General features: G+C 41.5%; 26 protein-coding genes and 1 riboswitch. Of the genes, 12 read left to right on the top strand and 14 right to left on the bottom strand.

From position 1 onward, the window contains the following. The first annotated feature begins 112 nt into the window (after nt 1–112). Nucleotides 113–247 carry a hypothetical protein gene (locus tag QZ998_RS12725; RefSeq protein WP_296561155.1) on the top strand — a complete coding sequence of 45 codons (135 nt, stop codon included), beginning with the start codon at nt 113–115 and terminating at the stop codon, nt 245–247. Between the two features lie 345 nt (nt 248–592). Here QZ998_RS12725 and feoB read toward each other — a convergent pair whose 3' ends face one another. From feoB to QZ998_RS12710, 3 genes are all read right to left on the bottom strand, one after another. Then, nucleotides 593–2737 carry a ferrous iron transport protein B gene (feoB, locus tag QZ998_RS12720; RefSeq protein WP_296561152.1) on the bottom strand — a complete coding sequence of 715 codons (2145 nt, stop codon included), beginning with the start codon at nt 2735–2737 and terminating at the stop codon, nt 593–595. Nucleotides 2738–2950: 213 nt separating this feature from the next. Continuing rightward, a complete protein-coding gene (locus QZ998_RS12715; protein WP_296561149.1) occupies nt 2951–3172 on the bottom strand; it encodes a FeoA domain-containing protein in 222 nt (73 codons plus the stop codon). A gap of 10 nt (nt 3173–3182) precedes the next feature. Continuing rightward, complete coding sequence (locus QZ998_RS12710) at nt 3183–3392, bottom strand: FeoA family protein (RefSeq protein WP_296561147.1); 210 nt, start codon at nt 3390–3392, stop codon at nt 3183–3185. A gap of 323 nt (nt 3393–3715) precedes the next feature. Here QZ998_RS12710 and gshAB point away from each other — a divergent pair, with 323 nt between their 5' ends. The 4 genes from gshAB (at nt 3716) to QZ998_RS12690 (ending at nt 9260) form a co-directional block, all read left to right on the top strand. Then, complete coding sequence (gene gshAB, locus QZ998_RS12705; protein ID WP_296561145.1) at nt 3716–6031, top strand: bifunctional glutamate--cysteine ligase GshA/glutathione synthetase GshB; 2316 nt, start codon at nt 3716–3718, stop codon at nt 6029–6031. A gap of 163 nt (nt 6032–6194) precedes the next feature. Then, the gene (locus QZ998_RS12700; RefSeq protein ID WP_296561143.1) at nt 6195–7994 is read left to right on the top strand and encodes an aldehyde ferredoxin oxidoreductase family protein; all 1800 of its coding nucleotides are present in this window, start codon (nt 6195–6197) and stop codon (nt 7992–7994) included. Between the two features lie 51 nt (nt 7995–8045). Next, a complete protein-coding gene (locus QZ998_RS12695; protein ID WP_296561142.1) occupies nt 8046–8282 on the top strand; it encodes a MoaD/ThiS family protein in 237 nt (78 codons plus the stop codon). Nucleotides 8283–8533: 251 nt separating this feature from the next. Next, a riboswitch (molybdenum cofactor riboswitch) is annotated at nt 8534–8653 on the bottom strand. Nucleotides 8654–8882: 229 nt separating this feature from the next. Continuing rightward, the gene (locus QZ998_RS12690; RefSeq protein WP_296561140.1) at nt 8883–9260 is read left to right on the top strand and encodes an arsenic metallochaperone ArsD family protein; all 378 of its coding nucleotides are present in this window, start codon (nt 8883–8885) and stop codon (nt 9258–9260) included. A 102-nt stretch (nt 9261–9362) separates the two neighbouring features. Here the strand turns inward: QZ998_RS12690 and hisIE are convergent, their stop codons facing one another. Genes hisIE through QZ998_RS12645 form a run of 9 tightly spaced genes read right to left on the bottom strand, consistent with a single transcriptional unit; the run spans nt 9363 to nt 16941 of the window. After that, nucleotides 9363–9983: a bifunctional phosphoribosyl-AMP cyclohydrolase/phosphoribosyl-ATP diphosphatase HisIE gene (gene hisIE, locus QZ998_RS12685; RefSeq protein WP_296561139.1), complete on the bottom strand. Its 621-nt coding sequence runs from the start codon at nt 9981–9983 to the stop codon at nt 9363–9365. Between the two features lie 11 nt (nt 9984–9994). Beyond that, nucleotides 9995–10753, bottom strand: coding sequence for an imidazole glycerol phosphate synthase subunit HisF (gene hisF, locus QZ998_RS12680; RefSeq protein ID WP_296561138.1), 759 nt, complete (start codon nt 10751–10753; stop codon nt 9995–9997). Beyond that, complete coding sequence (gene hisA / locus QZ998_RS12675) at nt 10747–11469, bottom strand: 1-(5-phosphoribosyl)-5-[(5-phosphoribosylamino)methylideneamino]imidazole-4-carboxamide isomerase (RefSeq protein WP_296561137.1); 723 nt, start codon at nt 11467–11469, stop codon at nt 10747–10749. The genes hisF and hisA overlap by 7 nt, the downstream gene beginning before the upstream one ends. After that, the gene (hisH, locus tag QZ998_RS12670) at nt 11466–12074 is read right to left on the bottom strand and encodes an imidazole glycerol phosphate synthase subunit HisH (RefSeq protein WP_296561135.1); all 609 of its coding nucleotides are present in this window, start codon (nt 12072–12074) and stop codon (nt 11466–11468) included. The genes hisA and hisH overlap by 4 nt, the downstream gene beginning before the upstream one ends. Before the next feature lie 14 nt (nt 12075–12088). Beyond that, nucleotides 12089–12676: an imidazoleglycerol-phosphate dehydratase HisB gene (gene hisB / locus QZ998_RS12665; RefSeq protein WP_296561133.1), complete on the bottom strand. Its 588-nt coding sequence runs from the start codon at nt 12674–12676 to the stop codon at nt 12089–12091. Beyond that, the gene (hisC, locus tag QZ998_RS12660; RefSeq protein WP_296561129.1) at nt 12666–13730 is read right to left on the bottom strand and encodes a histidinol-phosphate transaminase; all 1065 of its coding nucleotides are present in this window, start codon (nt 13728–13730) and stop codon (nt 12666–12668) included. Before hisC ends, hisB begins: the two co-directional genes overlap by 11 nt. Continuing rightward, complete coding sequence (hisD, locus tag QZ998_RS12655) at nt 13730–15010, bottom strand: histidinol dehydrogenase (RefSeq protein WP_296561128.1); 1281 nt, start codon at nt 15008–15010, stop codon at nt 13730–13732. Before hisD ends, hisC begins: the two co-directional genes overlap by 1 nt. Before the next feature lie 53 nt (nt 15011–15063). Then, nucleotides 15064–15684, bottom strand: coding sequence for an ATP phosphoribosyltransferase (gene hisG, locus QZ998_RS12650; protein WP_296561126.1), 621 nt, complete (start codon nt 15682–15684; stop codon nt 15064–15066). After that, a complete protein-coding gene (locus QZ998_RS12645; RefSeq protein WP_296561124.1) occupies nt 15685–16941 on the bottom strand; it encodes an ATP phosphoribosyltransferase regulatory subunit in 1257 nt (418 codons plus the stop codon). It lies immediately after the preceding gene. Between the two features lie 394 nt (nt 16942–17335). On the opposite strand from QZ998_RS12645, the gene QZ998_RS12640 reads away from it, so the two are divergent. Together QZ998_RS12640 and QZ998_RS12635 are read left to right on the top strand one after the other, a co-directional pair. Then, nucleotides 17336–19159 carry a sensor domain-containing diguanylate cyclase gene (locus QZ998_RS12640; RefSeq protein ID WP_296561122.1) on the top strand — a complete coding sequence of 608 codons (1824 nt, stop codon included), beginning with the start codon at nt 17336–17338 and terminating at the stop codon, nt 19157–19159. A 16-nt stretch (nt 19160–19175) separates the two neighbouring features. Next, on the top strand, nt 19176–19820 hold the full coding sequence (locus QZ998_RS12635) for an HAD hydrolase-like protein (RefSeq protein WP_296561120.1): 645 nt from the start codon (nt 19176–19178) through the stop codon (nt 19818–19820). A 69-nt stretch (nt 19821–19889) separates the two neighbouring features. Here QZ998_RS12635 and QZ998_RS12630 read toward each other — a convergent pair whose 3' ends face one another. Beyond that, nucleotides 19890–20306, bottom strand: coding sequence for a hypothetical protein (locus QZ998_RS12630; RefSeq protein WP_296561119.1), 417 nt, complete (start codon nt 20304–20306; stop codon nt 19890–19892). 199 nt (nt 20307–20505) lie between these two features. Here QZ998_RS12630 and QZ998_RS12625 point away from each other — a divergent pair, with 199 nt between their 5' ends. The 3 genes from QZ998_RS12625 to QZ998_RS12615 all read left to right on the top strand — a co-directional run bounded on the left by QZ998_RS12625 (nt 20506) and on the right by QZ998_RS12615 (nt 22627). Beyond that, nucleotides 20506–21882: a GntP family permease gene (locus tag QZ998_RS12625; RefSeq protein ID WP_296561117.1), complete on the top strand. Its 1377-nt coding sequence runs from the start codon at nt 20506–20508 to the stop codon at nt 21880–21882. Between the two features lie 198 nt (nt 21883–22080). Then, nucleotides 22081–22287, top strand: coding sequence for a YjfB family protein (locus QZ998_RS12620; RefSeq protein WP_296561115.1), 207 nt, complete (start codon nt 22081–22083; stop codon nt 22285–22287). 172 nt (nt 22288–22459) lie between these two features. Then, a complete protein-coding gene (locus tag QZ998_RS12615; RefSeq protein WP_296561113.1) occupies nt 22460–22627 on the top strand; it encodes a hypothetical protein in 168 nt (55 codons plus the stop codon). Between the two features lie 69 nt (nt 22628–22696). Here the strand turns inward: QZ998_RS12615 and QZ998_RS12610 are convergent, their stop codons facing one another. Continuing rightward, entirely contained in the window at nt 22697–23455 is a 759-nt protein-coding gene (locus tag QZ998_RS12610; RefSeq protein WP_296561112.1) for a peptidylprolyl isomerase, read from the bottom strand. Nucleotides 23456–23755: 300 nt separating this feature from the next. On the opposite strand from QZ998_RS12610, the gene QZ998_RS12605 reads away from it, so the two are divergent. Continuing rightward, nucleotides 23756–24175, top strand: coding sequence for a MarR family winged helix-turn-helix transcriptional regulator (locus tag QZ998_RS12605; protein WP_296561111.1), 420 nt, complete (start codon nt 23756–23758; stop codon nt 24173–24175). Nucleotides 24176–24213: 38 nt separating this feature from the next. Then, nucleotides 24214–26601 carry an endopeptidase La gene (gene lon, locus QZ998_RS12600; protein ID WP_296561109.1) on the top strand — a complete coding sequence of 796 codons (2388 nt, stop codon included), beginning with the start codon at nt 24214–24216 and terminating at the stop codon, nt 26599–26601. The last annotated feature ends 239 nt before the right edge of the window (nt 26602–26840 follow it).

Genomic DNA, 26840 nt, shown 5'->3' with positions numbered 1-26840 from the left:
CAGCCCTGAAAGGTAAAAATATTTCGCACTAAAAATTAGCGATAAAACGGGAATGCAAGAAAAATAGATGGTAAAATGAAAGAAAAATTTCGCAAGGAGAAATCAGTTTACCATGGGACGAAAACAGGAACGAGCAGTTAAGAAAGCATTTCAAAAGGATATCGTGTTGTTTTTAAAGGTAGAGCGCATGGTTCGGGATCATGAGGCCGGAGGTTCGAATCCTCTCACTCCGACCATTCTTAAATGACAGGATAACCTGTCTTTTTGCTTTTTTTGACAGGATACTGGAATTGTAATTATCATTTCTATACTTAAACTAAAAAAAGTCAGCTGCATCTCTAGTAGCTGACTTTTCTGAATTTATATTAAGTATACATATTAAGTATGCATATATTGAATGTTTTTGGGAGATCAATTGGGAAGTCGAAATAATTATGACTGCTTGGCAAATAGATCTGAAATTTTCGAGGTTCCTTTTTTGCCAAAAAGGACTTCCTGATCGTTGATGATCATACAAGGAACACTCAAGATTTCATACTGATTTTTTAAATAAGAAGAGTTGCTAGCTTTAAAACATCAGGCTTCAGTATAATCAAACTTCTTTCACAACTGTTAGGGGTTGACCCAGTTTTTTTGGCATCGCCGGTTTTCTAAATAGTAGATAGAGAAGGACGACAATCATCATAATGGCGACTATGGTACCAAAGCCAAATCCTCCGCCGGTTACGAATAACCCCACCTGATAGACAATCAGTGAAATGGTATAGGCAAAAATAGTTTGGTAAGCCACTGCAATCAGCGTCCATTTGGCATTTCCCATCTCCCGGTGGATCGCGCCAATGGCTGCAAAACAAGGAGCACAAAGGAGATTAAAGATCAGGAAGGAAAAGGCTGCCAACTGGCTGAGCGACAATTGTAGCATTGGCCAGATTTCAGCACCATCTTCAGCAACTTCGGCAAAGCCAAATAATACACCAAAGGTACTAACGACGGTTTCCTTGGCAATCAGGCCGGTGATCGTTGCGACTGTAAATTCCCAGGTGCCAAAACCAAGTGGCGTAAAGATAGGAGCAATGATCATGCCAATGGATGCGAGGATTGAATCTCCGGTCCCGACCATTTCCAGCGTCCAGTTAAATGAACTGAGGAACCAGATTGATATGCTGGCGACAAAAATAACGGTTCCGGCCTTTTTAATGAATGATTTACCGCGTTCCCACATATGAATCAAAACACCTTTAGCCCCCGGTAGATGATAGATTGGCAGCTCCATAATAAATGGCGCTGGATCGCCGGTAAATCCTCGGGTTTTCTTTAAAATGATACCGGATACAATAATGGCTGCAACACCGATAAAATAGGCGGATGGAGCAACCCAAACCGATCCCGGGAATAGCGCACCCGCGATCAGTGCAATAATTGGTAGTTTAGCTGAACAGGGAATAAAAGATGTCGTCATAATTGTCATTTTACGATCCCGTTCGTTCTCAATGGTTCGCGAGGCCATTATCCCGGGAACACTGCATCCGGTTCCAATCAGTAATGGAATAAAGGATTTTCCGGAAAGTCCGAATTTTCGAAAAACCCGATCCATGATAAAGGCAACCCGGGCCATGTAACCGCAGTCTTCCAGTATAGCGAGAAAAAAGAAAAGCACAAACATTTGTGGTACAAAACCAAGGACTGCACCAACCCCGCCAATGATCCCATCAAGAATCAGAGAGTTCAGCCAATCCGCAGTGCCAATCGATAAAAGAAAGCCTTCAACTCCAGGGGGGATGATTTCACCGAAAAGAACATCATTGGTCCATTCGGTAACCCAGGCACCAACTGTTGAGACCGAAATATAATACATCAGAAACATAATTCCGGCAAAAATAGGGAGGGCAAGGAACCGATTCGTGACAATCCGGTCAATTTTGTCAGAGGTGGTCATACCAGTGCTGGCTTTCTTCTTAACGGTGTCTGAAACAATCCGACCGATGGTCTGATAGCGTTCAAAGGTAATAATGCTTTCGCTGTCATCATCCATGCTTTCTTCACAAGCTTCTGTGATAGCGGTGATCTTTTCCATGGTAGCTTCAGGCAATTTCAATTGTTCAAGAACTTTTTCATCGCGTTCGAATAGTTTGATTGCATAAAAATCAGCCTGCTCGATGGGTTTGTTTTCAATGATTGTCGCTTCAATTTGCTTGAGCGTTTGAGTAACCTCGGATGAAAAAAGCTGAAGCGGTACAGGTTTCTGCTTTGTTTTGGCCAAGGCAATAGCTTTTTGAGCAACCTCCGCACATCCTTCACTTTTAACCGCAGATGTCTCGATGACCTCACAGCCCAAACGTTTAGAAAGAGCTTTAAGGTTGATGACATCACCTTTTTTTCTGACAATGTCGGTCATGTTCAGAGCTAGAATCATCGGGATTCCCATTTCTAGCAACTGGGTGGTCAGGTATAAATTACGCTCAATATTGCTGCTGTCAACAATATTGATAATGGCATCTGGCTTTTCAGTCAGTAAATAATTTCTGGAAATAACTTCTTCCAGCGTATAGGGCGACAGGGAATAAATACCCGGCAAATCAATAATTTCCACATCATGGTGGTTTCTTAGTTTACCAGACTTTTTTTCAACGGTTACCCCTGGCCAGTTGCCGACATACTGGGAACTGCCGGTTAAGGCATTGAACATGGTAGTTTTTCCACAGTTGGGATTTCCAACTAATGCTATGTTTAGATTCATCGAAGTTCTCCTCTTTAGATGGTAGATTAGACTAACAGTGTGGTCAAAAATTTAACAGCAAATGCTGTTTGTAAGGACATAAAATATGAAAAAAATTAAAGAAAGGTATCCCGATTGATATTGATAGAATGTATCGCTGTATCAAAAAGATTTCTTCAGTATTAGTAGATTAGCTGGATCGATTTTGCTATAAAAGGGTGACGATGACAAAGATTAAATAACCTCTATTAATTCGGCGTCTTGTTTTCGAATGCTCAATTCATAACCGAGAACGGTTAGTTCGATGGGATCGCCCAGCGGAGCAACCTTACGGACAATTATATTAACGCCTTTGGTGATACCCATATCCATAATGCGACGTTTAATCGGTCCCTGACCATGTAACTTGACCACCGTGGTGGATTCACCACATTTTACTGATTTTAGTGTTTTCATGTTTTTCTCCTTAAATGATGATGCGGTTGGCCATGCTCTTATCAATGGCAACCCGAGTGTCTTTGATATTCAAAATAATATTGCCACAAAGTTCTGCCACGATGGTAACATCAGCGCCTTCTACAAAACCGAGGCTAGCCAAAAATTGATGAGTCGTATCTTTGCCAGTGATTTTCTTAATGGAGTTTTTCTCTCCAGGTGTTGCCATTGATAGTAACATGGTTTTCCTCCTGATTGCTAGAAAATTCGATTATAATTCCACTCAATGAGTCAGACTCTTCTAACACATTGAGTAAAGTCTAACATTTACTGATTTATTTGTCAAGACCATAAAACATTAAATGCTCAAATTTTTATGACCATAAAACATTAAATACTCAAATTTTCTGCAAATTTAAAAATTAGATATGCCATAAAAATGGCATATCTATTCCCCAGCAATCAAAGGGGATTAGTTAGTTAGAATTAATCTTATTTTATGTTATAATCAAAGAAATATTGAGTTTATAATGTTGTCTGTGCGACGACTGAAAGGTTATATGCATGATCGAAATATTAAAAAATAAAATGACACCAGAAATTATTTTAAGCTCAGGGTTTGGAGTTGAAAGAGAAGGACTCCGTGTAACTGAACAAGGAAAATTGGCATTGACTCCGCATCCACCGATTTTTGGCGATAAACTTAAAAACCCATATATTACCACCGATTTTTCCGAAAGTCAGATCGAGCTAGTTACACCGGTTTTTTACTCGGTTGATGAGACCTATGATTTTCTGGAAGCACTGACTGATATTGTGATCGGAGAAATAGGCCAAAATAACGAATATTTTTGGCCCTACTCTATGCCCTGTGATATTCCGGATGACAAACATATCCCGATAGCTACTTATCAGGGGGAGAAAGGGAAAGAAGCGAGGCAGTATCGCGAAAAATTGATGGTCAAATATGGTGGAAAGCGACAGCTTATTTCAGGAATCCATTATAATTTTTCTTTTAGTGAGGAGCTTTTGGTAGCTATCTGGCAGGAACTGGATGTTCAGGAGACGTATAAAGAGTTTAAAGATCGTATTTACTTAAAAGTTTTAAGGAATTTTTTGCGATATCGCTGGTTGGTCATCTATTTAATGGGTTGTACCCCTGGATTACACAATTCATACATCGAAGAATGTTTGCAATGCATGGGAGATTGTGGAAACGAAACCTATCTCAGCGCCGGCGGAACCTCTGCCCGAAATGGCAGTTGCAGTGGCTATAAAAATGAAATTGACCTCTACCCCGATTATCGTTCAACAGCGGAATTTATCCGGAGCATTAATGAATTTGTGGAACGGGGGAATATTTCTGAAGCCAAAGAATTATATGCACAAATTCGTTTAAAACCAAAAGATTATCGTAATGTTCTGGATTCTTTGGCAAAAGATGGGATTCAATATTTGGAGATACGTACCATCGATCTCAATGTTTTTGATAAATGCGGAATTGCAAAAATTGATCTAGAATTTATGAATATCTTCATGCTATTTTTATTATTAGAAGGCGAAGAATTTTTCGATACCTGGCAACAAGAAGCTCTCATCAATGAGGTGGCAGTAGCCGAACATGGTCTTGAATTAGATCTGGAGTTACTGGATCATCGCCATTGGACTCTTAAGACAGCCTGGGCTGAGGATATTCTGGAAAAAGTGGCGGAGATTAATGATTACCTGGGTTTAAGACAGGATCAGTGCATCAAAGAAATGCAGAATCGGGTTAGGTATCCGGAAACTACCTACGCCCACCGCTTAAAACTATTGATGATGGAAAAAGGTTGTCTTAAGGGGAATCTGGAAATAGCTAAAGGGTATAAAGAACAGTCAGATGCTGATCACTACCGGCTAAAAGGTTTTGAAAAATGGGAAATGTCGACCCAGATCTTAATAAAAGAAGCCTTGACGAGGGGGATTAAAGTGATACCCATGGATGCTGCCGACAATATTGTCAGGCTAGAAAAAAACGACCGTCATGAATATGTCAAACAAGCCACAAAAACTAGCGTGGATAATTATATCACTCCTTTACTCATGGAAAACAAGGTAGTCACAAAAATGATCCTTCGCGAAAATGGATTGCCGGTTCCCAATGGGGTAGAGTATTTTTCTTTAGCTGAAGCAAAACAAAAAATAATCAAGTATGTTGGAAAAAAAGTTGTCATCAAACCAAAGTCAACCAATTTTGGACTGGGAATCTGCATTTATAATCAGGGAGGAACCCTTGATGAACTTAAAGAAGGCGCCCGGATTGCCTTTGAATATGATGATACGATTTTAGTCGAAGATTATTTACCAGGCCTGGAATACCGTTTCCTGACGATGGGAGATGAGGTGGTAGCGGTGTTGCATCGTCGTCCCGCTAATGTCGTTGGTGACGGCATTTCGACGATCCAACAACTGATTGATAAAAAAAATAAGCACCCCTATCGAGGTGATGGACAGACAAGTCCCTTAAAAAAAATTGAACTGGACGATCAGTCACTGATGTTTCTTGACAAGCAGGGGCTTACCAACCAGTCAATTCCCCGAAATGATGAAATGATTTTTTTGCGCGGGAATTCTAATATCAGTACCGGTGGAGATAGTATCGATTACACTGAAAAAATGCATCCCTATTTTTCAGAGATTGCCTTGACAGCGGCCAGAGCTATTGGTGCGAAATTTTGCGGGATTGATATCATCATGGAAGATTACAGTAATCCTGATTCTAATTTTGGAATTATTGAACTAAATTTTAATCCGATGATTGTCATGCATGCCTTTCCGTTTGAAGGTCAGGAACGGCGACTAGGCTATAACATCTTAAAAACCATCGGTCTGGTGGATTGATAAAAAATATGTTCGAAAATTGATCAAAAACGATATTCCCATCACTTAATAGCTATAAATTTTTGCGCTTTGCTATAACTTTGTTCGAATCCATTGAATAAAGGATAATATTTGGGTATAATGATAGTGGTTATAAATAAATAAAATTTAGGAGGCGTACGAAATGTTTGGTTACATGGGAAAAATTTTACGTGTCAATTTGACGACCAATGAAATTACAACTGAAGATCTGGATTTTGAGTTGGCAAAAAAATTTATTGGTGGTCGTGGTTTAGGAACAAAACTGTTTATGGATGAGGTTGATCCACAGGTTGATCCTTTTGCCGCAGAAAATAAGATTATTTTTATCAATGGTCCGTTGTCCGGTACGGCGACTCCTACCGGCGGCCGGTATATGGTTGTTACAAAATCACCACTGACTGGCTGTATTGCTTCTTCAAACTCCGGTGGAGACTGGGGAGCCTACTTGAAATATGCTGGATACGATGCGATTATTGTTGAAGGCAAGGCGAGTCTACCTGTTTATATCAATATTGACGAAGAAAAGGTTGAAATTTTACCGGCTCTTGATCTTTGGGGAAAATATACTTCGGAAGTCAGCGATATGCTTTTAGAAAAACACGCGGGAGCAAAGGTATTAACCATTGGTCCAGCTGGTGAAAAACTGTCTCAGATGGCTGCCATTATGAATGAAAAAGATCGAGCAGCTGGTCGTTCCGGTGTTGGTGCGGTAATGGGCGCGAAAAACTTAAAAGCGATTACCGTTAAAGGCGATTTAAGACCAGAAATTGCCAGACCGGATGGATTAAAAGCTGTCACCAAAGAATGTCGTACCTTATTAAAAGAAAATGGTGTTACCGGTGGTGGTTTGCCAACTTATGGAACAGCGGTTCTGGTTAACATTATTAATGAACATGGGGTATACCCAACGAAAAACTTCCAGACTGGTGTTGATCCCGATGCGGAAGCTGTCAGCGGCGAAACGATGACAGAAAAATATCTGATCAAACGTAATCCATGCCATCATTGTCCAATTGGCTGCGGCCGTTGGGTCAAAAGTGAACATAGCCCCGATGGAATCGGCGGACCAGAATATGAAACCCTTTGGGTATTTGCCGGTGACCTCGGAATTGACGATATGGAAGTCGTTATTAATGCCAACTACTGGTGTAATCAAATGGGCTTAGATACCATTTCTGCCGGTGCAACCTTAGCAGCGGCGATGGAATTGTACCAACGCGGTTATATCACCGATGAAATGTTGGATGATGATATCATTCTGAAATTTGGCAATGCCGAATCGGTTGTTCACTGGCTCAAAAAAATGGGTAACCGCGAAGGTTTTGGTGATTTACTTGCCAGAGGCTCTTATCGAATGGCTGATTTCTTCGGCGTTCCTGAATATTCTATGTCGGTTAAAAAACAAGATCTGCCTGCCTATGATCCTCGTGGAATCCAGGGAATGGGTCTTCAATATGCAACCTCCAACCGTGGTGGCTGTCATGTTCGTGGATACCTGATTTCTCCTGAAATCCTTGGTCTGCCAGAAAAACTTGATCGTTTTGATTTAGCCGGTAAAGAGGTTTGGGTAAAAATATTCCAGGATCTAACCGCTGTTATCGACTCAACCGGTTTGTGTTTATTTACTTCATTTGCCCTTGGCGCAAAAGAATATGCGGATATGTTAAATGAAACTTTAGGTACCGATTGGACAGCTGACGATGTATTGTTAGCCGGAGAACGGATCTGGAATCTGGAAAAACTTTTCAATTTAGAAGCTGGTATCTCACCAGAAGAAGATACCTTACCACCGCGTCTATTGGAAGAAGAAATGCCTGATGGACCAACCAAAGGCTGGGTTCATAAACTAGATGAATTACTTCCACTTTATTACAAAGAACGTGGTTGGGATGAAGATGGAATTCCTACGGAAGAACGTCTTGAAAAATTAGGTTTATTATAAAATAAATTTAAGGGACGATCTTTGATCGTCCCTTTCGCTTTAGGAGGAAATATGGCAATTAAGATCAAATTATTCGCAAACTTTAGAGAAGGCCGGGGGAAAATTGTCGAAATGGAATATACCCCAGGGATGACCGGACAGGATGTCATTGACAGCCTCGGCATTACCGCTCCGGAAATTGCAGCACTGATTGTTGATGGGGTTGACGGCAAGGTTGATGCAATGCTCACTGTCCCCCTTAAAGAAGATGGATATATGGCGATTTTCCCACCTGTTGCAGGAGGTTGATGCAGACGTCATTTTAATCGCAAGCACTGATTCAGCCATAAGTGCAGGGTTTGTTTATTGTCTAAATAGTATAGTCCAAAAAATACCAAAAACCGGTTGGTTAATCCGACTTTGGCGTCTAAAAAGTGTCCTGATTTATATATTTCGGTTACAAATAAATAAATTTCAGGGACGTTCAGGGAAAAAAAAGACCACTCCTTCAGGAATGGCCTTTTTTTTCTGCACTAAAATAATGCAAAATGACAAGAAAAAATAATTCTGTCAAGCCCCTTTTCCACAATGGGAGACATAATCGTTTCCGATTATACCCTACGGGTTTAAGTTCATAACAATAAGTCTTAGAAATCTTAAACTTCGGAGTAATCTTATTATACATGATAAACTAGGAGAATGCAATAAAAATCTTGAGTTCATCAATTTTTGTTACATAAAGCAAACATCATTGATTGGGTTGCCAAACTGAAAAATTTTAAGGAATTTTCAATAACACTTGACAGAAATTCCAAATTATATTAATTTGGAATCAAACTAATATAAGAGTAGATCCTGGAATTGTGATTAATAGAGATGTGATGAGAATAAACAGAAATGGAGGAAAATATGAAAACAATTGAAATATATGACCCAGAGCTAGGAAATCGTGGAAATGGATGCGGTTCGGGGTCAGATCGGGAAGCATTACGGATGCGATCAATGCTTCAGGCGTTGACTAAAGAGGGGAAAAATGTATTGCGGTACGGTTTGATCGAAAATCCTGATGTATTTGCACTGAATAAGGAAGTGAGTGAGATTATCGCAAAAAAAGGGTCTGGGGCACTGCCAATTACGGTGGTGGACGGTGAAATCAAACGAACAGGTTCGTATCCGTCAAATCTGGATTTAGCAACCTGGATGGAGATGACTCAGGACGAATTAGTCGTGATGCTGATGAAAGCAAAAATGTCAAACCGTAGTTTTTGCGGAGGCGATTGTTGTTAATAAGAAATAGATTAAGGGGCGTGATTTGCGTCCCTTAATCTATTTCTGTATTTAGAAAAAACTGCCCATAAGAAGGAGCCTTTAAATCGAAAAGCAGCAAGCTTACTGATGTCGTTTGGTCAGCTCTTGGAAGAGCGACTCAATATCAACGTTCTGGTTGTTAAGCAACACCAGCAAGTGGTAAATCAGATCTGAGGCTTCATAGATTAGCTCGACAGGATCATTGTTCTTGGCAGCAATAATCGTTTCGGCAGATTCTTCGCCTATTTTTTTGCAAATCTTATCGACGCCTTTTTCAAACAGATAATTGGTATAAGAGCCTTCAACTGGGTTTGTTTTTCGGTCAGCAATGAGATTATAAAGCATTGTCAAGACTTCCATGTTACCGAGGTTTGTTTCAGGATTAACCGCCAGGCTACGATAAAAACAGGAGGTATTGCCGGTATGGCAAGCCGGCCCAGCTGGAATAACTTGCAGCAGCAGGGTATCGCCATCGCAGTCATAGTCAACTTTCACCACGGTTTGAGTATTGCCGGAAGCTTCACCCTTTAACCACAAGGCCTGTCGGCTGCGACTGTAAAAGGTAGCTTTTTTGGTGTCCAGGGTTAATTTTAAGGCTTCTTCATTCATCCAGGCCATCATCAGCACCTGACGGGTTTCATAATCCTGGACAATCGCAGCTACCAAGCCCGCTTCGTTATATTTAATATTTTCCAAATCCATAGGTTACCTTTCTATACCCGTCTGACAGGTATTTGCTGATCGTGCAAGTAATTCTTTAAATCAACAATGGGAATCTCTTTATAGTGAAAAACAGATGCCGCCAGTGCCGCATCGGCGCCAACTTTTAATACTTCGGCAAAGTCTGCCATTTTTCCGGCTCCGCCAGAGGCAATTATCGGAATGGTCAGAAGACGAGAGAGTTTCTGGTTGAGTTCCAGATCATAGCCTTTTTTAACCCCATCAGTATCGATTGAGTTGATACAAATCTCACCAGCACCCAACTCCTGACCTTGTTTGGCCCACTCAATCGCATCAATGCCGGTATTTTCTCGGCCGCCTTTAACGTAAACATCCCAGGAACCCAGATTATTGCGCTTGGCATCGATCGATAAAACTACACATTGAGCCCCAAAACGAAGTGCCGCTTCGCGGATCAGCTGGGGATTTTTAACGGCCGATGAATTGACCGACACCTTATCGGCACCTGCCATCAGCACTTTGCGAAAATCTTCAACCTTGCTGATACCACCGCCAATAGTAAAGGGGATGCGGATCGATTCGGCGACTTTTTCAACGATATTGATAAAAATGTCGCGATCTTCGTAGCTGGCCGTGATATCGTAGAAAACCAGTTCATCGGCGCCCTGATCGGAGTAATAGCGTCCTAGTTCGATCGGATCGGCAACGTCCTGAATATCCTGGAATTTTTTTCCTTTCACCACCCGGCCGTGATCCACGTCCAGGCAGGGGATAATCCGTTTAGTTAGCATGATTTGAGTTCCTCTTTCAATAGTTTTTCAAGGTCGATAGCCCCTTCATATAGGGCTTTTCCGGTAATAGCACCATAAAGACCCATTTCCTGAAGACGGATCAGGTCTGCTGATTTTGAGATGCCACCAGAAGCGATGATATCAATTTTCAAATTATCGTTGAGTACCTTGAGCATCTCAAAATTAGGGCCAGTCATCATGCCGTCTTTTGATATGTCGGTGTAAACCAGGGTCGATAGCCCCAGCTTTTCTAAGTTGCTGGCCAGTTCAAGGGCCTCAATATTGCTACTTTCGACCCAGCCTTCGGTACAGACCAAACCATTTTTGGCATCAATTGAAACGCAGACTTTTTCATCATAGAGATCCAGCAGTTTAATGATGAATTCGAAATCTTTAACGGCCTGGGTACCAATGATGATCCGAGCCACACCACTGTCGAGATAGTCCTTAGCGATGTCCAGGGTTCGAATGCCACCGCCAAGTTCCACCGGAATGTCGAGAGCGCCGACAATGTCTTTAACCAGCTCCAGATTTTTTGGTTGGCCGTCAAAGGCACCATCAAGATCCACTAAATGCAGATACTGGGCACCCTTGGACTGCCATTTCAGGGCGACATCTACGGGGTTGTCAAAATAAATAGTTTCGGCATCCTTCTGCCCTTGCATCAGGCGGACGCATTTGCCGTTTTTCAAATCGATAGCTGGAAATACAATCATGATATCATCTCCTTAAAGTTCTTGAGTAGTTGGAAGCCCACATTGGAGCTTTTTTCCGGATGAAACTGCATGCCAATGATGTTGTCTTTCTTTACAATAGCAGGTACCTTGACACTGTATTCGGCATAAGCTACCACATCATCAAAGTTCTCCGGTTTGGCATAGTAGGAATGGACAAAGTAGACGTAGTCTTCTTTACCAATGTTTTTGACCAATGGGCTGCCTTGGTTGATCACCAGACTGTTCCAGCCCATATGGGGAATTTTTATCCCGGGGGCGTCGAATTTGACGATTTCTCCGGGGATGTAGGAGAGTCCCGAAAATTCGCCGTCCTCATAGCTTTTATCAAAAAGTAGCTGCATGCCGAGGCAGATTCCCATCAAGATTTTGCCCTTTTTGACATTGTTATTAAGGGCATCAATGAGATCAAACTTTTTCAGATTATCAATGGCGTCGGAGAAAGCTCCAACTCCCGGCAAAATGATGGCGTCAGCCGCATCCAGAACCTTTTTATCGCGGGTGATGGTGCCGGAAAGACCGACGTCACCCAGGGCTGTATAAACATTTTTTAGATTTCCGACATCGTAGTCGACAATTGCGATCAATAGTTGTCCTCCTGTTATTCTATTATTCCTTTAGTGGATGGAATTTCGGTATTGCCGGCTTCGATCGTGCAGGCATCACTTAGCGTTCGCCCTAGTGATTTAAAAATTCCTTCCACAATATGGTGGTTATTCTTGCCATATAGGGAAGCCACATGGATCGTTATTTTGCTATTATTGGTAAAGGCTAGGAAAAATTCCTCCAACATTTCAGTTTCAAAGTCGCCAATAAATTCCCGGGTCAGGGGAACATCGAAAACAAGATAACTGCGACCGCTGATATCAACGCAGGTGCGGCACAGTGCCTCGTCCATGGGGGTGTAGGCAAAAGCATAGCGATTGATGCCGGCCTTGTCACCCAAGGCATCATAAAAGGCTTTTCCCAGCAGAATACCAATGTCTTCGATGGCATGGTGGTTGTCAGCTTCGTCACCATGGGCATCGATGGTCAGATCAAATTTGCCGTGTTTGGTGAAAAGCGTCAGCATATGATCAAAAAAACCTACGCCAGTGTTGATCTTGGCTAGACCGGATCCGTCAAGATTGAGCGAAAGTGAAATTTCAGTCTCAGTGGTGGATCGGCTTAATGTGCTTTTACGCTTCATTGTACACGACCTCCTTGATAATATCCAGAACCTTTTGGTTTTCCTGGGGTTTGCCGATCGAAAAACGAATACTGCCGGGAGTGGAGTCCGATTCAATAAAGCGCTTAATCAGGATGTTTCGTTTCAGAAGCGCTTGATAGATGGCTTCGGCTCGCTCAGTTTCAAAATAAATAAAATTCGCCCCAGAGGGATAAAGGGTCAGGCTGGGGAAGGTTTCTAGCACACGCATGACTTTTTGGCGTTCTTCCTTTAAAATCGTCAAATTTTTAAGGATCGCAGCGTGATTTTTTAAGGCGATGACGGCCAGCTTCTGAGTCAGAACATTAAGGTTGTAGGGTCCCTTAACCTTGTAAAGAATATCAATAACATCCTTGTTTCCGAGGGCATAGCCGCAGCGAATGCCGGCTAGACCGAAGGCTTTGGATAAGGTTCGTAGTATCAGCAGCCGGGGATATTTTTCCAGTAGATCAACACCTGACTCACCAAAGAACTCAATATAGGCTTCGTCCAGAACCACCAGCGCCGGAACCGAATCTAGCATTTTAATAATATCCGCTCGACTAAAAATGTAGCCGGTCGGGTTGTTGGGGTTACAGATGTAAAGTAGTTTGGCCTGATTCTCGTTTGCGGCCGCAATCATGCCTGCCACATCGGGAATGTGCCCCGGCAGATCGGGTACCATAATATGTCTGGCGTTAGCAATGGTGGCCCAGATGTCATACATGGCAAAAGAAGGCGAGTGGGAAACCACAACATCACCGGGATCGACAAAGGCCTGATTGATCATCGCAATCAGCTCGTCAGAGCCGGAGCCACAGATAACACCCTCTCCGGGAACACCGGTATAGTCAATGATGGCAGTGATCAGTTCCGGAAAACAGGCCTCTGGATAGCGGTTTAAATCGGTGTTACAGATCTCGTCGCAGAATTTTCGTTTAAGTTGCATGGGGAAGTCATAGGGACTTTCATTGGCATTGACGATGATCTCAAACTGCGGGGCGTCCACCTTGTAGGCATTCAATTGTTGAATATTTTTTCTTATCAGTGATTCCATTAGTCTTCAAACCGCCTTTCAACTGCTTTGGCGTGGGCATCTAATCCTTCGGATCGGGCGAAGGTGGCAACCTTTGTATAGACTGATTGCAATGCGGCCTGATCATAGGATAAAATGCTGGATTTTTTTAGATAGTCATAGACGCCCAGCGGTGACGAGAATTTGGCTGTACCAGAGGTTGGCAGGGTGTGGTTAGGACCGGCAAAATAATCACCCAGGGGTTCTGGGGTGTAGGCGCCCATAAAGATGGCACCAGCATTTTTTATTTTTTCCAGAGAATCCATGGGGTGTTCGATCAGGAGTTCCAGATGCTCGGGCGCAATCTGGTTAGACAGCTCAAAGGCTTCGTCCAGATCCTTAACAATGAAGACAAAGCCATAATCATCGACTGATTTTTTGGCAATTTCTTTGCGGTCTAAGTCTTCACTGATCTGTCGGTAGACTTCTTCAATCACGTGAGCGCCCAGTTCTTCAGAGGTAGTCACCAGAATCGGCATGGCCAGTTCGTCGTGTTCGGCTTGAGACAATAGGTCAGCGGCTGCATAAACCGGGTTGGCATTTTCATCGGCAATGATCAGCACCTCGCTGGGACCGGCGATCATGTCAATATCGACCTTGCCAAAAACTTCTTTTTTCGCGGTGGCTACGTAAATATTACCGGGGCCGACAATCTTATTGACTGGCATAATCGTTTCAGTTCCATAGGCCAAGGCGGCAACCGCTTGTGCGCCGCCGATTTTGTAAATTTCATGGACGCCGGCAATTTTTGCGGCAGCCAGAATCGTGGGGTTAATTTTTCCATCCCTTCCCGGTGGGGTCACCATCACGAGTGATTCGACACCGGCCACTAGTGCTGGAATCGCATCCATCAGCACCGTCGAAGGGTAGGTGGCTTTGCCGCCGGGGACGTAGAGGCCCACCCGCTCAATTGGGGTGATGTGCTGACCCAGGATGACCCCTGGTTTAGGTGTGTAGGTCCAGGTTGTTTCTAGTTGTTTTTCGTGAAAATCACGAATGTTCGCGGCCGCCTCACGGATGATATCCAGAAGGTCATCCGCAACCGTGGAGAAGGCTTCTTCGATTTCTTCCTCAGTGACTTGCAGGTGGGTGAGGACACAGTGATCAAGCGCCTGAGTATAATACAAAAGGGCGGCATTGCCATCTTTTTTTACCCCGTTAATGATTTCCAGAACGGCGTTGCGAATGTCCTCGCGCTCGTCTTCGTTGCGTTTTAAGATAGTGTCAAGATCGATGCCTTGTTTATAGATGATAGTTTTCATTTTGTTCCTCTCGATTTAATTAAATAACCAGCTCTTGTAATAGTTTGTTAAAACTATAGCTGGTTTTCAAATGCCTTGATAATGGGATCGATCATCTCCCGCTTGGTTTTTAGGCTGACCTGATTGACAATTAGTCGGGAGCTGATCTCGCAGATTTCTGCTAAAACGGATAAGCCATTTTCTTTTAAGGTGCTGCCGCTTTCAACGATATCGACAATACAGTCAGCCAAACCAATCAGTGGAGCCAGCTCCACCGAACCGTTGATTTTAATGATGTCAACCAATTGATTCTTAGTATGGAAATAATCTTTGGCAATAACCGGGTATTTGGTGCCTACTACCATTTTTTTGCCGTAGGGAATGGGGTGGTTTTCAAAGCCAGCCACACACATTTTACATTTGCCGATATCAAGGTTTAGCATCTCATAAACCTGGGCTGGGTGTTCCAGTAGAACGTCTTTGCCGACAATACCAATATCGGCTGCACCTTTTTCCACATAGGTGGGTACATCCGGTGATTTCACCAGAAAAAACTCAATCGTACCAGAGGTATCGGTAAAAATCAGCTTCCGACTTTTTTCCGAGTAGTCTTCAAAAATATAACCCAGATCGATTAACAGTTCAATCGCTTTTTTGGCGACACGGCCCTTGGCCAGGGCGAATCGGATTACCATTTAAGCCACCTCGCATTCTTCATCGATTGCTTTGATTTCTGTGAATTCTCCATTATGTTCGGATAAGAGTTTGCCACCGGCCAGGAAGTACAACGCGGCATTTTTATAAAGAGCATTTGCCTGGAAAGACGACACCTGTGATTCTTTCGTTTCATTCAACAGGAAAACTTCTGCAATGGACCCTCTAGATCGCAATTGCTCAGCTATTTTGTAGGCATCCGCTTTTTGTGGTTTTTCATAAAAAATCACGTGGATTTTCTGGTCATCCCGGGGCAGCAGCTGGTGTTGCTCCATGTAATCAATCACTTTGATCAGATCGATGGCAAAACCGCAGGCAGGACGAGGAATACCGAATTTTTCTGATAAATGGTTGTAACGTCCGCCGCTGATCACCGGTTCGCCACAGCTGTTGATATATCCTTTAAAGTTGATATCACTATAATAGTTCATCTGATTGGTAAAACCAAGATCGAAACTGACATAGTTGGCCAGGCCAATGATTTCCAGATGAGCGTAGATTTCCGAGATTTTTTCTACGACCTGGCGCATTTTATTTGTGATACATAAGGCTTCCATTTGTTTAAGTACTGTTTTAGGTTCACCGTAGAGAAGGGGCAGTTTTAAGATGATCGCTTTTTTATCATCAGGTAAGGCCAGTTTCTCAAGAAAGTCAGCGATATCGCCGATATTTTTATTCTCAATATACTTAAATAGGGTGGTCTTTTCTTTTTGGGAAAAGGCCAGATCGTCAAAAAGAAAATTGATGAACCCGACATGCCCTAAATCAATATGAACATCTTCAATCCCGATTTCCAACAGCGAAGTGATCGCCAGGGCGATCACTTCGCCGTCGCATTCCGGGCTGTTGTTGCCGAAATATTCGATCCCAATTTGAGTTATTTCTTTCTTAATGATATCTGGTGATGAAAAATTCCGATAGATATTGGTTCGATATGAGAATTTGATGATCTCCTGAGAGTTAGGATGGTTCATGGCTGCCATCCGGGTAACCGGTAGGGTGGCGTCTGGTTTTAAGACAAGAACCTTTCCTTGATGATTCACCAGCTTGAAAAGATCGTCGCTGGGAATTGAATCTTCATTGACGTACAGGTCGTAGGTTTCAAAGGTTGGGGTGGAAATCTGATGATAGCCAAAGGATCGGTAAAGTGACATAAGCTTATGATTGATCTGTTGCAGCGCGAAATAATCCTGATGTTGGATGTTTTCGAATCCGTCAATGGTATAATTAAAAAGCATGTGAACCTCCTTGTTCAAGCAAGTGCTTTAATACTGTAGTCCGGTGAAGTGCTAAACATATTGTATCATTATTTTTAATTTTGTCAAAGCTTTTAGAATATTTCATATATTTTTAAATGATTCTTAAAATTTCGATTGCCCTAGTTAATGGGTTTAAGATCGGTTGCCAATTAAAACTGATCAAAATGTCTTACACTGAATAAATTTTGTACCAGTTTTAGAACCACTCATTCAAATTTAAAAATAATAATGGTCAACAATGGATTTTGTTGATAGTATGTATTATAATATATCTATGAATTGAAGGCAAATATCCTGATGATCATCTTAAATAAAGAGTGGGGCAGGTTTGTTATGCCGATAACATGAAACATCAGAAAGTAAGGTGTTCGCAATGCTGAATGAGTTTAATATGTTTTCTGGTGGAAGAATAATTGCGATGATCGCGATCTTAATCATTGTTATTTTTAGTTTTGCCGGTGGTCTATACTATCATATTGTAAAAATTACTAAAAGGCGGCAAGAATGGGAACAAGCGGAAAAAATGTATGAAGGAATTTTCAACCAGGTCACCGATAGTGTTGTAGTGGTTGATAAAGAAGGAATTATACATAAAGCGAATGAAGCTTTTTTGAAATACCAGGGAAAACCTGCAGATAAGATTATTGGCAAAAGCATTCAGCGCATTCCGATGGACTATGTTTTTGAAGAGGAACTTGAGATATTGAGTAAAGCGATTGCTGAAAAGGGTGTTTACGAAAGGGATATTAAATTTTTTCATAAAAGCGGCGAGGTGATCCCGATTCATCTGGTCTTTAAACCGTTGAAGTTAAATAACAAAAAGGGTCAAGAAAAAAACTATATGATCATAACTGGTATAGATTTAAAAAAAACCTATGAGAAAGATGATTATATCAGCCAACAGAAAGAAGAACTCCTGGAAATCCAACATCTTGCCCATTTGGGCTACTGGGAAATGAATTATTTAACGAAAAAAATCTACTGGTCGAGGGAACTTTATAGTATACTAGGTTATGCAGAAGGGGAAGTTGAACCTAATCTTGACATTATTTACTGGATGGCTTACGATGATGATCAAAATCGTGTTTGGAAAGCCTTTTTACGGGCATTTCAAGCTCAGGAGAAGGTTGATACCCATTATCGGATCAAGAATAATCGCGGAGAAATCAGGGATATTTATTTAAGAATCCGGCACTATTTCACAGAAGATAACGAACATCAGCGAACCATCGGGATCCTACAAGATGTTACAGAGCAGGTTGACTTGCGAGAAGAATTGAATGCCCAACTTATTTTTACTGACAAGGTTCTAAACAATAGTCGACTTTTGTTTATCGAATTTAACAATGATTTTGAAGTCCAAAATATCAATCACGTGGTTCAGCAATTAAGTGGAATTAATTATGATCAAATCGAAGGTAAAAATCTGCGAGAAATTTTTGGTGATCTCAACCGGGCTCATCGAAAATTCGTCAATGAAAACTTGGATTTTAGAAAGCCGATGCCTTTTAAGGATTACAAAGGAATCATTCATTATATTCAATGGGATCATGCGACGTTTATAAAAAGAGATGGAGAATACACCAATATTCTGCTTGGGATCAACGTTACCGAAACGATTGAAAAGAGAAAAGCCTTAGAGGCATCTTTTATACAAGATCCAATAACTAAGCTCCCCAATCGATATAAATTGGAGCAGGTTTTGGAAAACTATTTTAGTAAAAGCGAAAACAATCCTGAAAAGAACCTTTCGTTGATTTTTATTCATGTTGAGGGGATTCATACTGTGGGAGATGCTTTTGGTCAAGATATTGAAGATCAGTTGATGCGGTCATTGAGTGAGCGGCTATATGGTGCGATTGGAAGGTATGGACTGTTTGTTCGACGTTACACGGATCAGTTTGTGTTATTCTATCCTTGTGATGCAAACATAAAAATAATATTAGAAATTTGTCAGCTGATTGCTGAATTACTTAAGATTCCCTTTGTTGTTGAGGGGAATTCATTTATCTTAAGAAACCATATTGGTGTGTCTAAATATCCTGATCATGCCACAAATAAAGAGGATCTGATTCGTTTTGGCAGTGCTGCCATGCATGAAGCTAAGCGACTGAATCTGGATTACTACTTTTATCATGCTTCATTAGGAAAAAAGCTGAAAAGTAAAGTAAATGGATACGAACAACAAAACAACTAAATTTGAGGAGTCATCTATGACCTATAAATGTGTGGTTTTCGATTTTGATGGTACCCTAGCGGATACCGAGGAGAAAGCCTTTAATATATATAATGAACTGGCAACAAAGTATAAGTATAGCACGGTTACAATGGAAGAATTGCAGCACATAAAAAATCTCCATGTCAGAGAGATCAAGGAAATTGTTGACATTCCTTTTTACCAATTCCCTCGGGCGCTCCGGGATGGACAAAAGATGATGAGAAAAGAGTCATCGGAAATTCATGCCTTCGCTCCGGATATTCATGATTTTTTTACAGCATTACGCAAAGAAACTGATCATATCGGTATACTTACATCCAATATAAAAAAAACCGTTTCTGATTTCCTGATTAACTATGACATAAGCCATGAGATTGAATTTATTATGTGTTCGGCGTTGCTGTCCAAGTCAAAAAAAATCAAGAAGGTTTTACGAAAACATGACATCAAACCAAATGAAATGCTCTATGTTGGCGATGAAGTCCGTGATATTGAAGCCTGTCATAAGGTCGGGGTCGATGTGATTGCAGTTAAGTGGGGATATAATTCACCGTCTGCCCTTGAAAAATGCAAGCCTACTTTTATGATTGACAATATATGGGATGTCATTGAGATTGTCAGAACAAAAAATAAACTTTAAACGAGAACAACTTGCCAGCTAGTCGATCAAAGAAACTTAAAACACTCGGGTTGATTGTTTCTGAGTGTTTTAAGGCGTGATTAGCCGGTATTCACTGGGGCTTTTTGATACCAGTACAGAAACATTTAGGTCACTATTGAGCTCATTAACGATAGCTGCGATGGCTTCGTCATCGGCACCATAAACTACGCAGTTTAAGGTTGTTTCATCAACAATGAAGGCACCCACATAGTAGTAACCATTAGATACAGTGATGGTGACCCCGCTGACATGACTCAACAGTTTCATTTTAATTATTTCAATGGCTTCCTGAGTGGCCATGACCTGTTTACCGGTGCTGACATCGTTTAGTCCAATAAGAAGTTCATAACGGTTGGTGGATTCCAGATCCAGAATAGTTGAATTTTTTTCAGTGGCCGGTGAACAGCCAGACAGAGTCACGATAAAAAGGATAAAAACAGCGAATAAATACAGTTTCTTTTTCAAAATCAATCTCCTTGATAATTTTTAATGTTTATTTCGCCTTCAATCATACCATAGTTTGACTGCAAAAGAAATACTGATTAGAATGAATGAACATATGTTTAGGCAAACTTCCGCGGAACTTTAAATTAATATGATCTAAAAGAAGCACCCATCCTTTAGATCAATGCTATTGCTGAGAAATATCAATGGAGGGGATTCTATGACGGGTTTAGCGTTGATGATTACATTTGTGATCGCAATAAGTTTAATGATTTTGGCCATTTCAAGATGGGGAGTGCATCCCTTTCTAGCAATTATGGCCGTTTCTTTATTACTTGCTATGGTTGTTGGACTGCCGCTTTCAGAGATCCCCGGGATTTTGGGTTCCGGATTTGCCGGGATTTTCACAAGCATCGGCATTGTGATTATATTAGGCGCTTTAATTGGCCTGATACTGGAAAAAACAGGCGCAGCGATTAAACTGGCAGATATGGTCGTAAAGGTGGTTGGCCAAAAAAATCCAGAGCTGGCTTTGATGATAATGGGATGGATTGTAGCGGTGCCTGTTTTCTGCGATAGCGGGTTTGTGATCCTGAATCCAATTCGCAAGGCAATGCGGGCTAAAACGAGAACTTCGTCAGTGGCCATGACCGTAGCTTTATCAGCGGGACTTTATACAGCTCATGTTTTTATTCCACCAACACCGGGACCCATAGCGGCAGCAGGATCCCTGGGTGTTGGTAATAATCTGCTCCTGGTTATTGGTATGGGTACCCTGGTCTCGATACCAACTTTACTTGCAGCCCTTATATTTGCCAAATTTATTGGCAGAAAAGTCAGCTCGCGGGACGAAATGGGAGCTCAAGATTATCAAAAGAGTGTGTCTGAACTGGTGGACGAGTATGGCGAAATTCCCGGAGGTTTAGCTTCGCTTTCGCCCATTCTGGTACCCATTATACTGATGGCACTAGGGTCCCTTACTAGCCTGCTTGCCATTGCCGGAATGCTGGGACAGCTTTTGATTTTTTTAGGAACGCCGATAATTGCCTTGACGGCAGGTTTGCTATGTGCCATAGGACTCTTGATTTCAACAAAAAAAATAGCTGTTTTTTATGAACTGACCAATGAAACGTTAAGGGTGGTGGGACCGATCCTTTTTGTCACAGCTGCTGGCGGGGTTTTAGGTAAAGTAATTGTGGCCGCTGGTTTTGTCGACTTCATTCAGGCAAATGCGGGTTTCATTTCCCAGGCAGGGATCTTTTTTCCGTTTTTAATTGCGGCCGTCTTAAAAACCGCCCAAGGTTCTTCAACCGTCGCAATAACAACCACAGCAGGGATTATGGGGATCTACTCGGATCCCACCTCGATGATGTCTGCCTTGGGTCTAACAACTCCAGTGGCAGCCGCTCTGGCAGTGCTGGCTATTGGCGCCGGAGGAATGACTGTATCTCATGCGAATGACAGTTACTTTTGGGTGGTGACAAACTTTGGTGGAATGGAGCCCCAGGATGGTTATAAAACGCAGACACTATTGACCCTTATTATGGGTATGACGGCGATGGTAGGAATTTTTATGTTGGCTATGATATTGATATAATTAAAATCTGCAAGGGTTCGTTTAATGGAGCTATTTTAAGGATTATTTCTGAAATTGTGATATAATATTTAAGTAAATAGAAATTAATACGATAACAGATACAGGTGTGTTTTGCACATAATAAACGGCAGAGATTAAATTTGATTGAGCTGATTCATGAATAGAACATGGATCACCCGAAAGAAAGGTGGAATTAACATGGATATTGCGGCACTCTCGATGGGTATGAGTCAAATGCAGGTCGCTCAACAGACCAGTATATCGGTGATGAAGATGGCCATGGAGACTGGGACCGAGCAAATGACAGATATGGTGGCGATGGTCGAAACAAGCACCCCGATTGCCGCTATCACTGGGCCCTCACCGGATCCCAATATTGGACAATTATTAGATATCAGGGTTTAGAAAAAATCCAGCCGGTAAGTGACTGGCTGGATTTTTTCAGCAACAAGATAAGTGATAAATGCTAATAACGGTTAACCCGGAAGTCAGTTTGAGCAGCTTTTAAAAACGTCTGGTTTAAAGGCAGGAATAAGGGTATTAATCAGATAAGATGAAGAAAACTGGAGGAAATAGAATGTGTTGTAATGAAAATGAAAACAGCCAATGCTGCATAATGACCCATAAGGACAAAATTGTTCCGTGTGCGATGGTTGCACTCACGATTGCATTTACTGTCTTAGGCTTTATCATCGGCCGCCGCTTCGTCAGCAAAGGATGTTGTAAGATTCAAGACGAAGACTAAAATGTCTACTGAAATGGGTAATCGTATTACAAGAAAGACCGAAGCGATGGCATCGCTTCGGTCTTTGTGTTATAGCGTACTGGTTTCCATAATGACTGGATATTTTTGCTTGAGCTCTTCAACCTTGCCGATAAAGGCTCGGTTTTGTTTTTCTCTTAGCAAGTAATTTCGAGCATTTTCCTTGACCGCGTCAAAGGGAATCGTCTGAGCGATCTTGCGATCAGTCAGCTTAATGATATGATATCCAAACTGGGTTTGTACCGGTAATTCAGTCATCTCATCGACTTCAAGTGCAAAGGCAGCGGTTTCAAATTCGGGAACCATCTGACCATTAGAAAAATAGCTTAGGTCACCGCCTTTTTCATTAGATGGGCAAATAGAATACTCTTTTGCAGCCGCTTCAAATGATTTTCCGTTTTTAATTTCTTCAATAACCGTTAGCGCTTGTTCTTCATTGGGTAGAAGAATATGGCTGGCGCGGATGCTGTCTGGTGCAATGAACTGGGTAGGGTTTTCATCATAGAATTTTTGCACTTCTTCATCGGGAACGGTAATATCCATCATGAATTTTGCAATCATATGGGTTTTAAGAAGTTTTTCTTCAGCATCGATGAGCATTTTCTGGAACTCCTCGCTTTCATCAACCTTTGCTTTTTTTCCTTCTAAATAAAAAAGTTCCTGGGCAATGAGTTCTTCTAGTAATTGACGTCGTCCTTCTTTTGATGTGAATTGACTTGCCTGTTCCTGGGGTAATTGCTTTATTAAGGCATCTAAATCCGTGGTGTAAATCGTTTTATTATCCACGGTAGCCAGCGGTTGTTTTTCCATAACTATCTCCTTTAGATCCAAATTAATTTTACTATCCTAGAATCATAGCCTTTAAAGCGGCCTTTGTCAATACGCATAGGCTACCAATCAAAGCGATTCTTATGACTTAGGTCAACCAATTAGATGCTGAGATCCGCTAATTTTGATTAGTTTAACAATTGATAAGAGCGCTGAAAAAATTAAGTAAAGCTTAACGATTCCGAATAAGAATAAGCTTTTATTGACAATAATCACCGGCGGATATATACTTATGACAAGTAGTTAGGTAAAAGCTAACTAATAAAAGAGTTGGGTGATAATATGACATGTAAGAAAAATGAATTATATGAGGCTTATCATAAACTGCTGAAGCTGGATGCGACTTTGCATGAAAATGAAAACTGCCAGTGTCAGGCAGAAGATGTAACCTCAAAGCAGAAATATTATCTTAAAGTCATCGACAAGAATTATCGGGTTACCTTCAGCCAGCTGGCTCAGGAAACACAAAATTCGAAGCCGACGATTACCGAATTGATTAGTAAATTTATTTCCATGGGCTGTGTGTATCGGGAACGTTCGCCAGAGGATGGCAGGGTGTATTTTATCTATCTAACCCCTAAGGGCAAATCAATTGCCAGATCCGAGGAAAGAACCCAGATTCAATTTATTGAACGGATTAAAAACAGTCTTACTGATGATGAACTGGATCAATTGATCACCTTACTAAACAAAATCCTTTAATCAACAAAATTATTTATTAGAGGATGAGGAGGAAGAAAATGAGCACACTAGAAATTAAAAATGCACCACTAATCCCGATCACTGAAACTGTGATTTATCCAGGGATTTCAAATCGTATTTTTGTGAACGAGGATATTGGCAACAATATCAAAGAATTGATCATCAAGAATAATACGCTGGCCATTGGTTTGTCAACAAAGGATTATAAAGGTCTCGTTCAATTGACGGCTGACTCGTTTTATCGGATCGGTGTGTTGATGAAATTTGATAATATTCAAAAATCAGATAATGGCTTCATCATTGATATCACTACTATTAATCGAGTTAAGGTTCATGATTTTAGTTTTGAAGAAAAACAGATCACTGCTTCTTATACTATTCAGGAAGACATCCTGGATATCAATGCTGATGAAGAGCAGGAAATGATTACCTATATTAAGAGCTTAATGAAAGATTTAAGTCATAATTTCAAAGGAGCCGAATATTTTGTCAGCATTTTGGAAGGCTTGCCTACTTTAGAAGAAATCATGGGTTATACCATCCCGATGATGGGAATCCCGTTAAAAAGCAAGCAGATTCTCTTAGAGATCGATTCGCAGAAGGAACGGACTCTGAGTTTTATTGATTATATTATCCGAGAAAAAGACTCGGTACACCTGCAACTGGAAATTAGCAAAAAATATTCTCAACGAAAGGATAAAACCTATCGTGAAGCGATGCTCCGGGAACAATTGAAAAATATTAAAGCAGAGTTAGGTGAATTAGACGAAGAGTTGGAAGAAGAGGCTGACTACCGGAAAAAAGTTCTGAATTCAGATATGCCACCAGATGTTAAAAAAATAGCATTAAAAGAAGTTCGAAAATTTGAAAATTCTCCGCCAAATGGGGGTGAAAGCAATGTCATCATGAATTATCTTGACTTGCTCCTGGAACTTCCATGGAATAGTGAGAAAAAAGAAATTGATATTGAACACGCCAGAGAGGTTCTGGAATCGCATCACTTTGGCATCGACGATGTCAAAAAACGAATCATTGAACATCTGGCTGTGATGAAATTAAAAGAAGATAAACAAGGCTCGATCCTGTTGCTGGTCGGTCCTCCAGGGACTGGCAAAACCAGTCTGGGTAAGAGCATTGCTGAAGCCTTAGATCGTAAATACGTACGAGCTAGCCTAGGTGGTGTTCGCGACGAAGCCGAGATAAGAGGACATCGTAAGACTTATCTGGGTGCAATGCCGGGACGTATTATTAAAGGAATTGCCAATGCTGAAGCGAAGAACCCAGTCTTTATTTTAGATGAGATTGACAAGATGGGCATGTCTCATCAGGGTGACCCTGGTTCAGCTTTGTTGGAAGTTTTAGATCCTGAGCAAAACTGTACCTTCTCAGATCATTATCTGGAAATTCCCTATGATTTATCAGAGGTATTCTTCATTGCTACCGCTAATGACCTAAGCACCATTCCAGCACCACTCTTAGACCGGGCTGAAGTTATACAGCTGTCAAGCTATACGAATGGTGAAAAGAAACGGATTGCTATTGATCACCTCTTGCCGAGTGTATTAATAGATCATGGGTTAACCACTGAGATGCTTCAAATCGAAGAAACGGCAGTTGAAGCGATTGTCGAAAATTATACCGCTGAAGCTGGGGTTCGTGGTCTGACCAAGCAATTGGCAAAAATTGCTCGGGTAGTGTCTGAAAAAATCGTCTCGAAAAAAGTTGATCTGCCGTTTATTGTGACAACGCAAAACATTGGTGAGGTATTGGGGAACAAAACCCGACGTCACGAGAAAGCTGGAGAAAATAACAAACCGGGAGTTGTAACTGGTATGGCATGGACAGCTGTCGGCGGAGAAATTCTCTTTACCGAAGCAAGTTTGATGCCTGGAAGCGGCAAGTTAACCCTAACCGGTCAACTGGGTGAGGTTATGAAAGAAAGTGCTACCATTGCGATGAGTTTGATTCGCTCACGTTTGGGTGATTTGGCCAATGGTTTTGACTATTTCAAAAATGATACCCATATTCATGTACCATCTGGCTCAACACCAAAAGATGGACCATCTGCCGGGGTTACGCTAACCACTGCATTGGCTTCACTAATTCTGGGCAAACCAGTAGATTCAAAACTATCCATGACTGGTGAAATTACCTTAAGCGGTCAAGTATTGCCGGTTGGCGGGATTAAGGAGAAGGTGATCGCAGCTCAACGTAGCGGGATCACAAAAATTTTGCTACCAAAAGACAATGAAAAAGATGTCAGCGATATTCCTGAAGAAGTAAGAAATGCCTTAACCATCATTCATGTGTCAAGTATAGAAGAAGTACTAAAAGAAGCGTTGGGGATTGATCTGCCAGAGTGTAAACCGGTTCTCAATCGACCAAAAGGCGATTCCAATGTGCAACTGAGTATGATTGGCAAGTAATGACAGTTAAAATTACAATCGACAAAAGGGGTGTTAAAAACTCTGGACGAGACCAGACAGGCTCGTAAGTGTTGCTGACGCAAACACTAAAACCATCGGATCGGCCAACCTCACCTTATTTCGCTTAGGGGATCAACGCCTGATTTGTACGGTCAAGTTTTGGATAAAGCACTCGACCATTAAGGGAGTTGTCAGATGACAGCTTCCTTTTTTCTATCAGCTTTTGTCGACGGTCTTAT

It is taken from the genome of uncultured Acetobacterium sp. (assembly GCF_927416815.1).
Classification (GTDB): domain Bacteria; phylum Bacillota; class Clostridia; order Eubacteriales; family Eubacteriaceae; genus Acetobacterium.
Note: the sequence above shows the minus strand (reverse complement) of the source record. Positions and strands in the feature narration are given on the sequence as shown.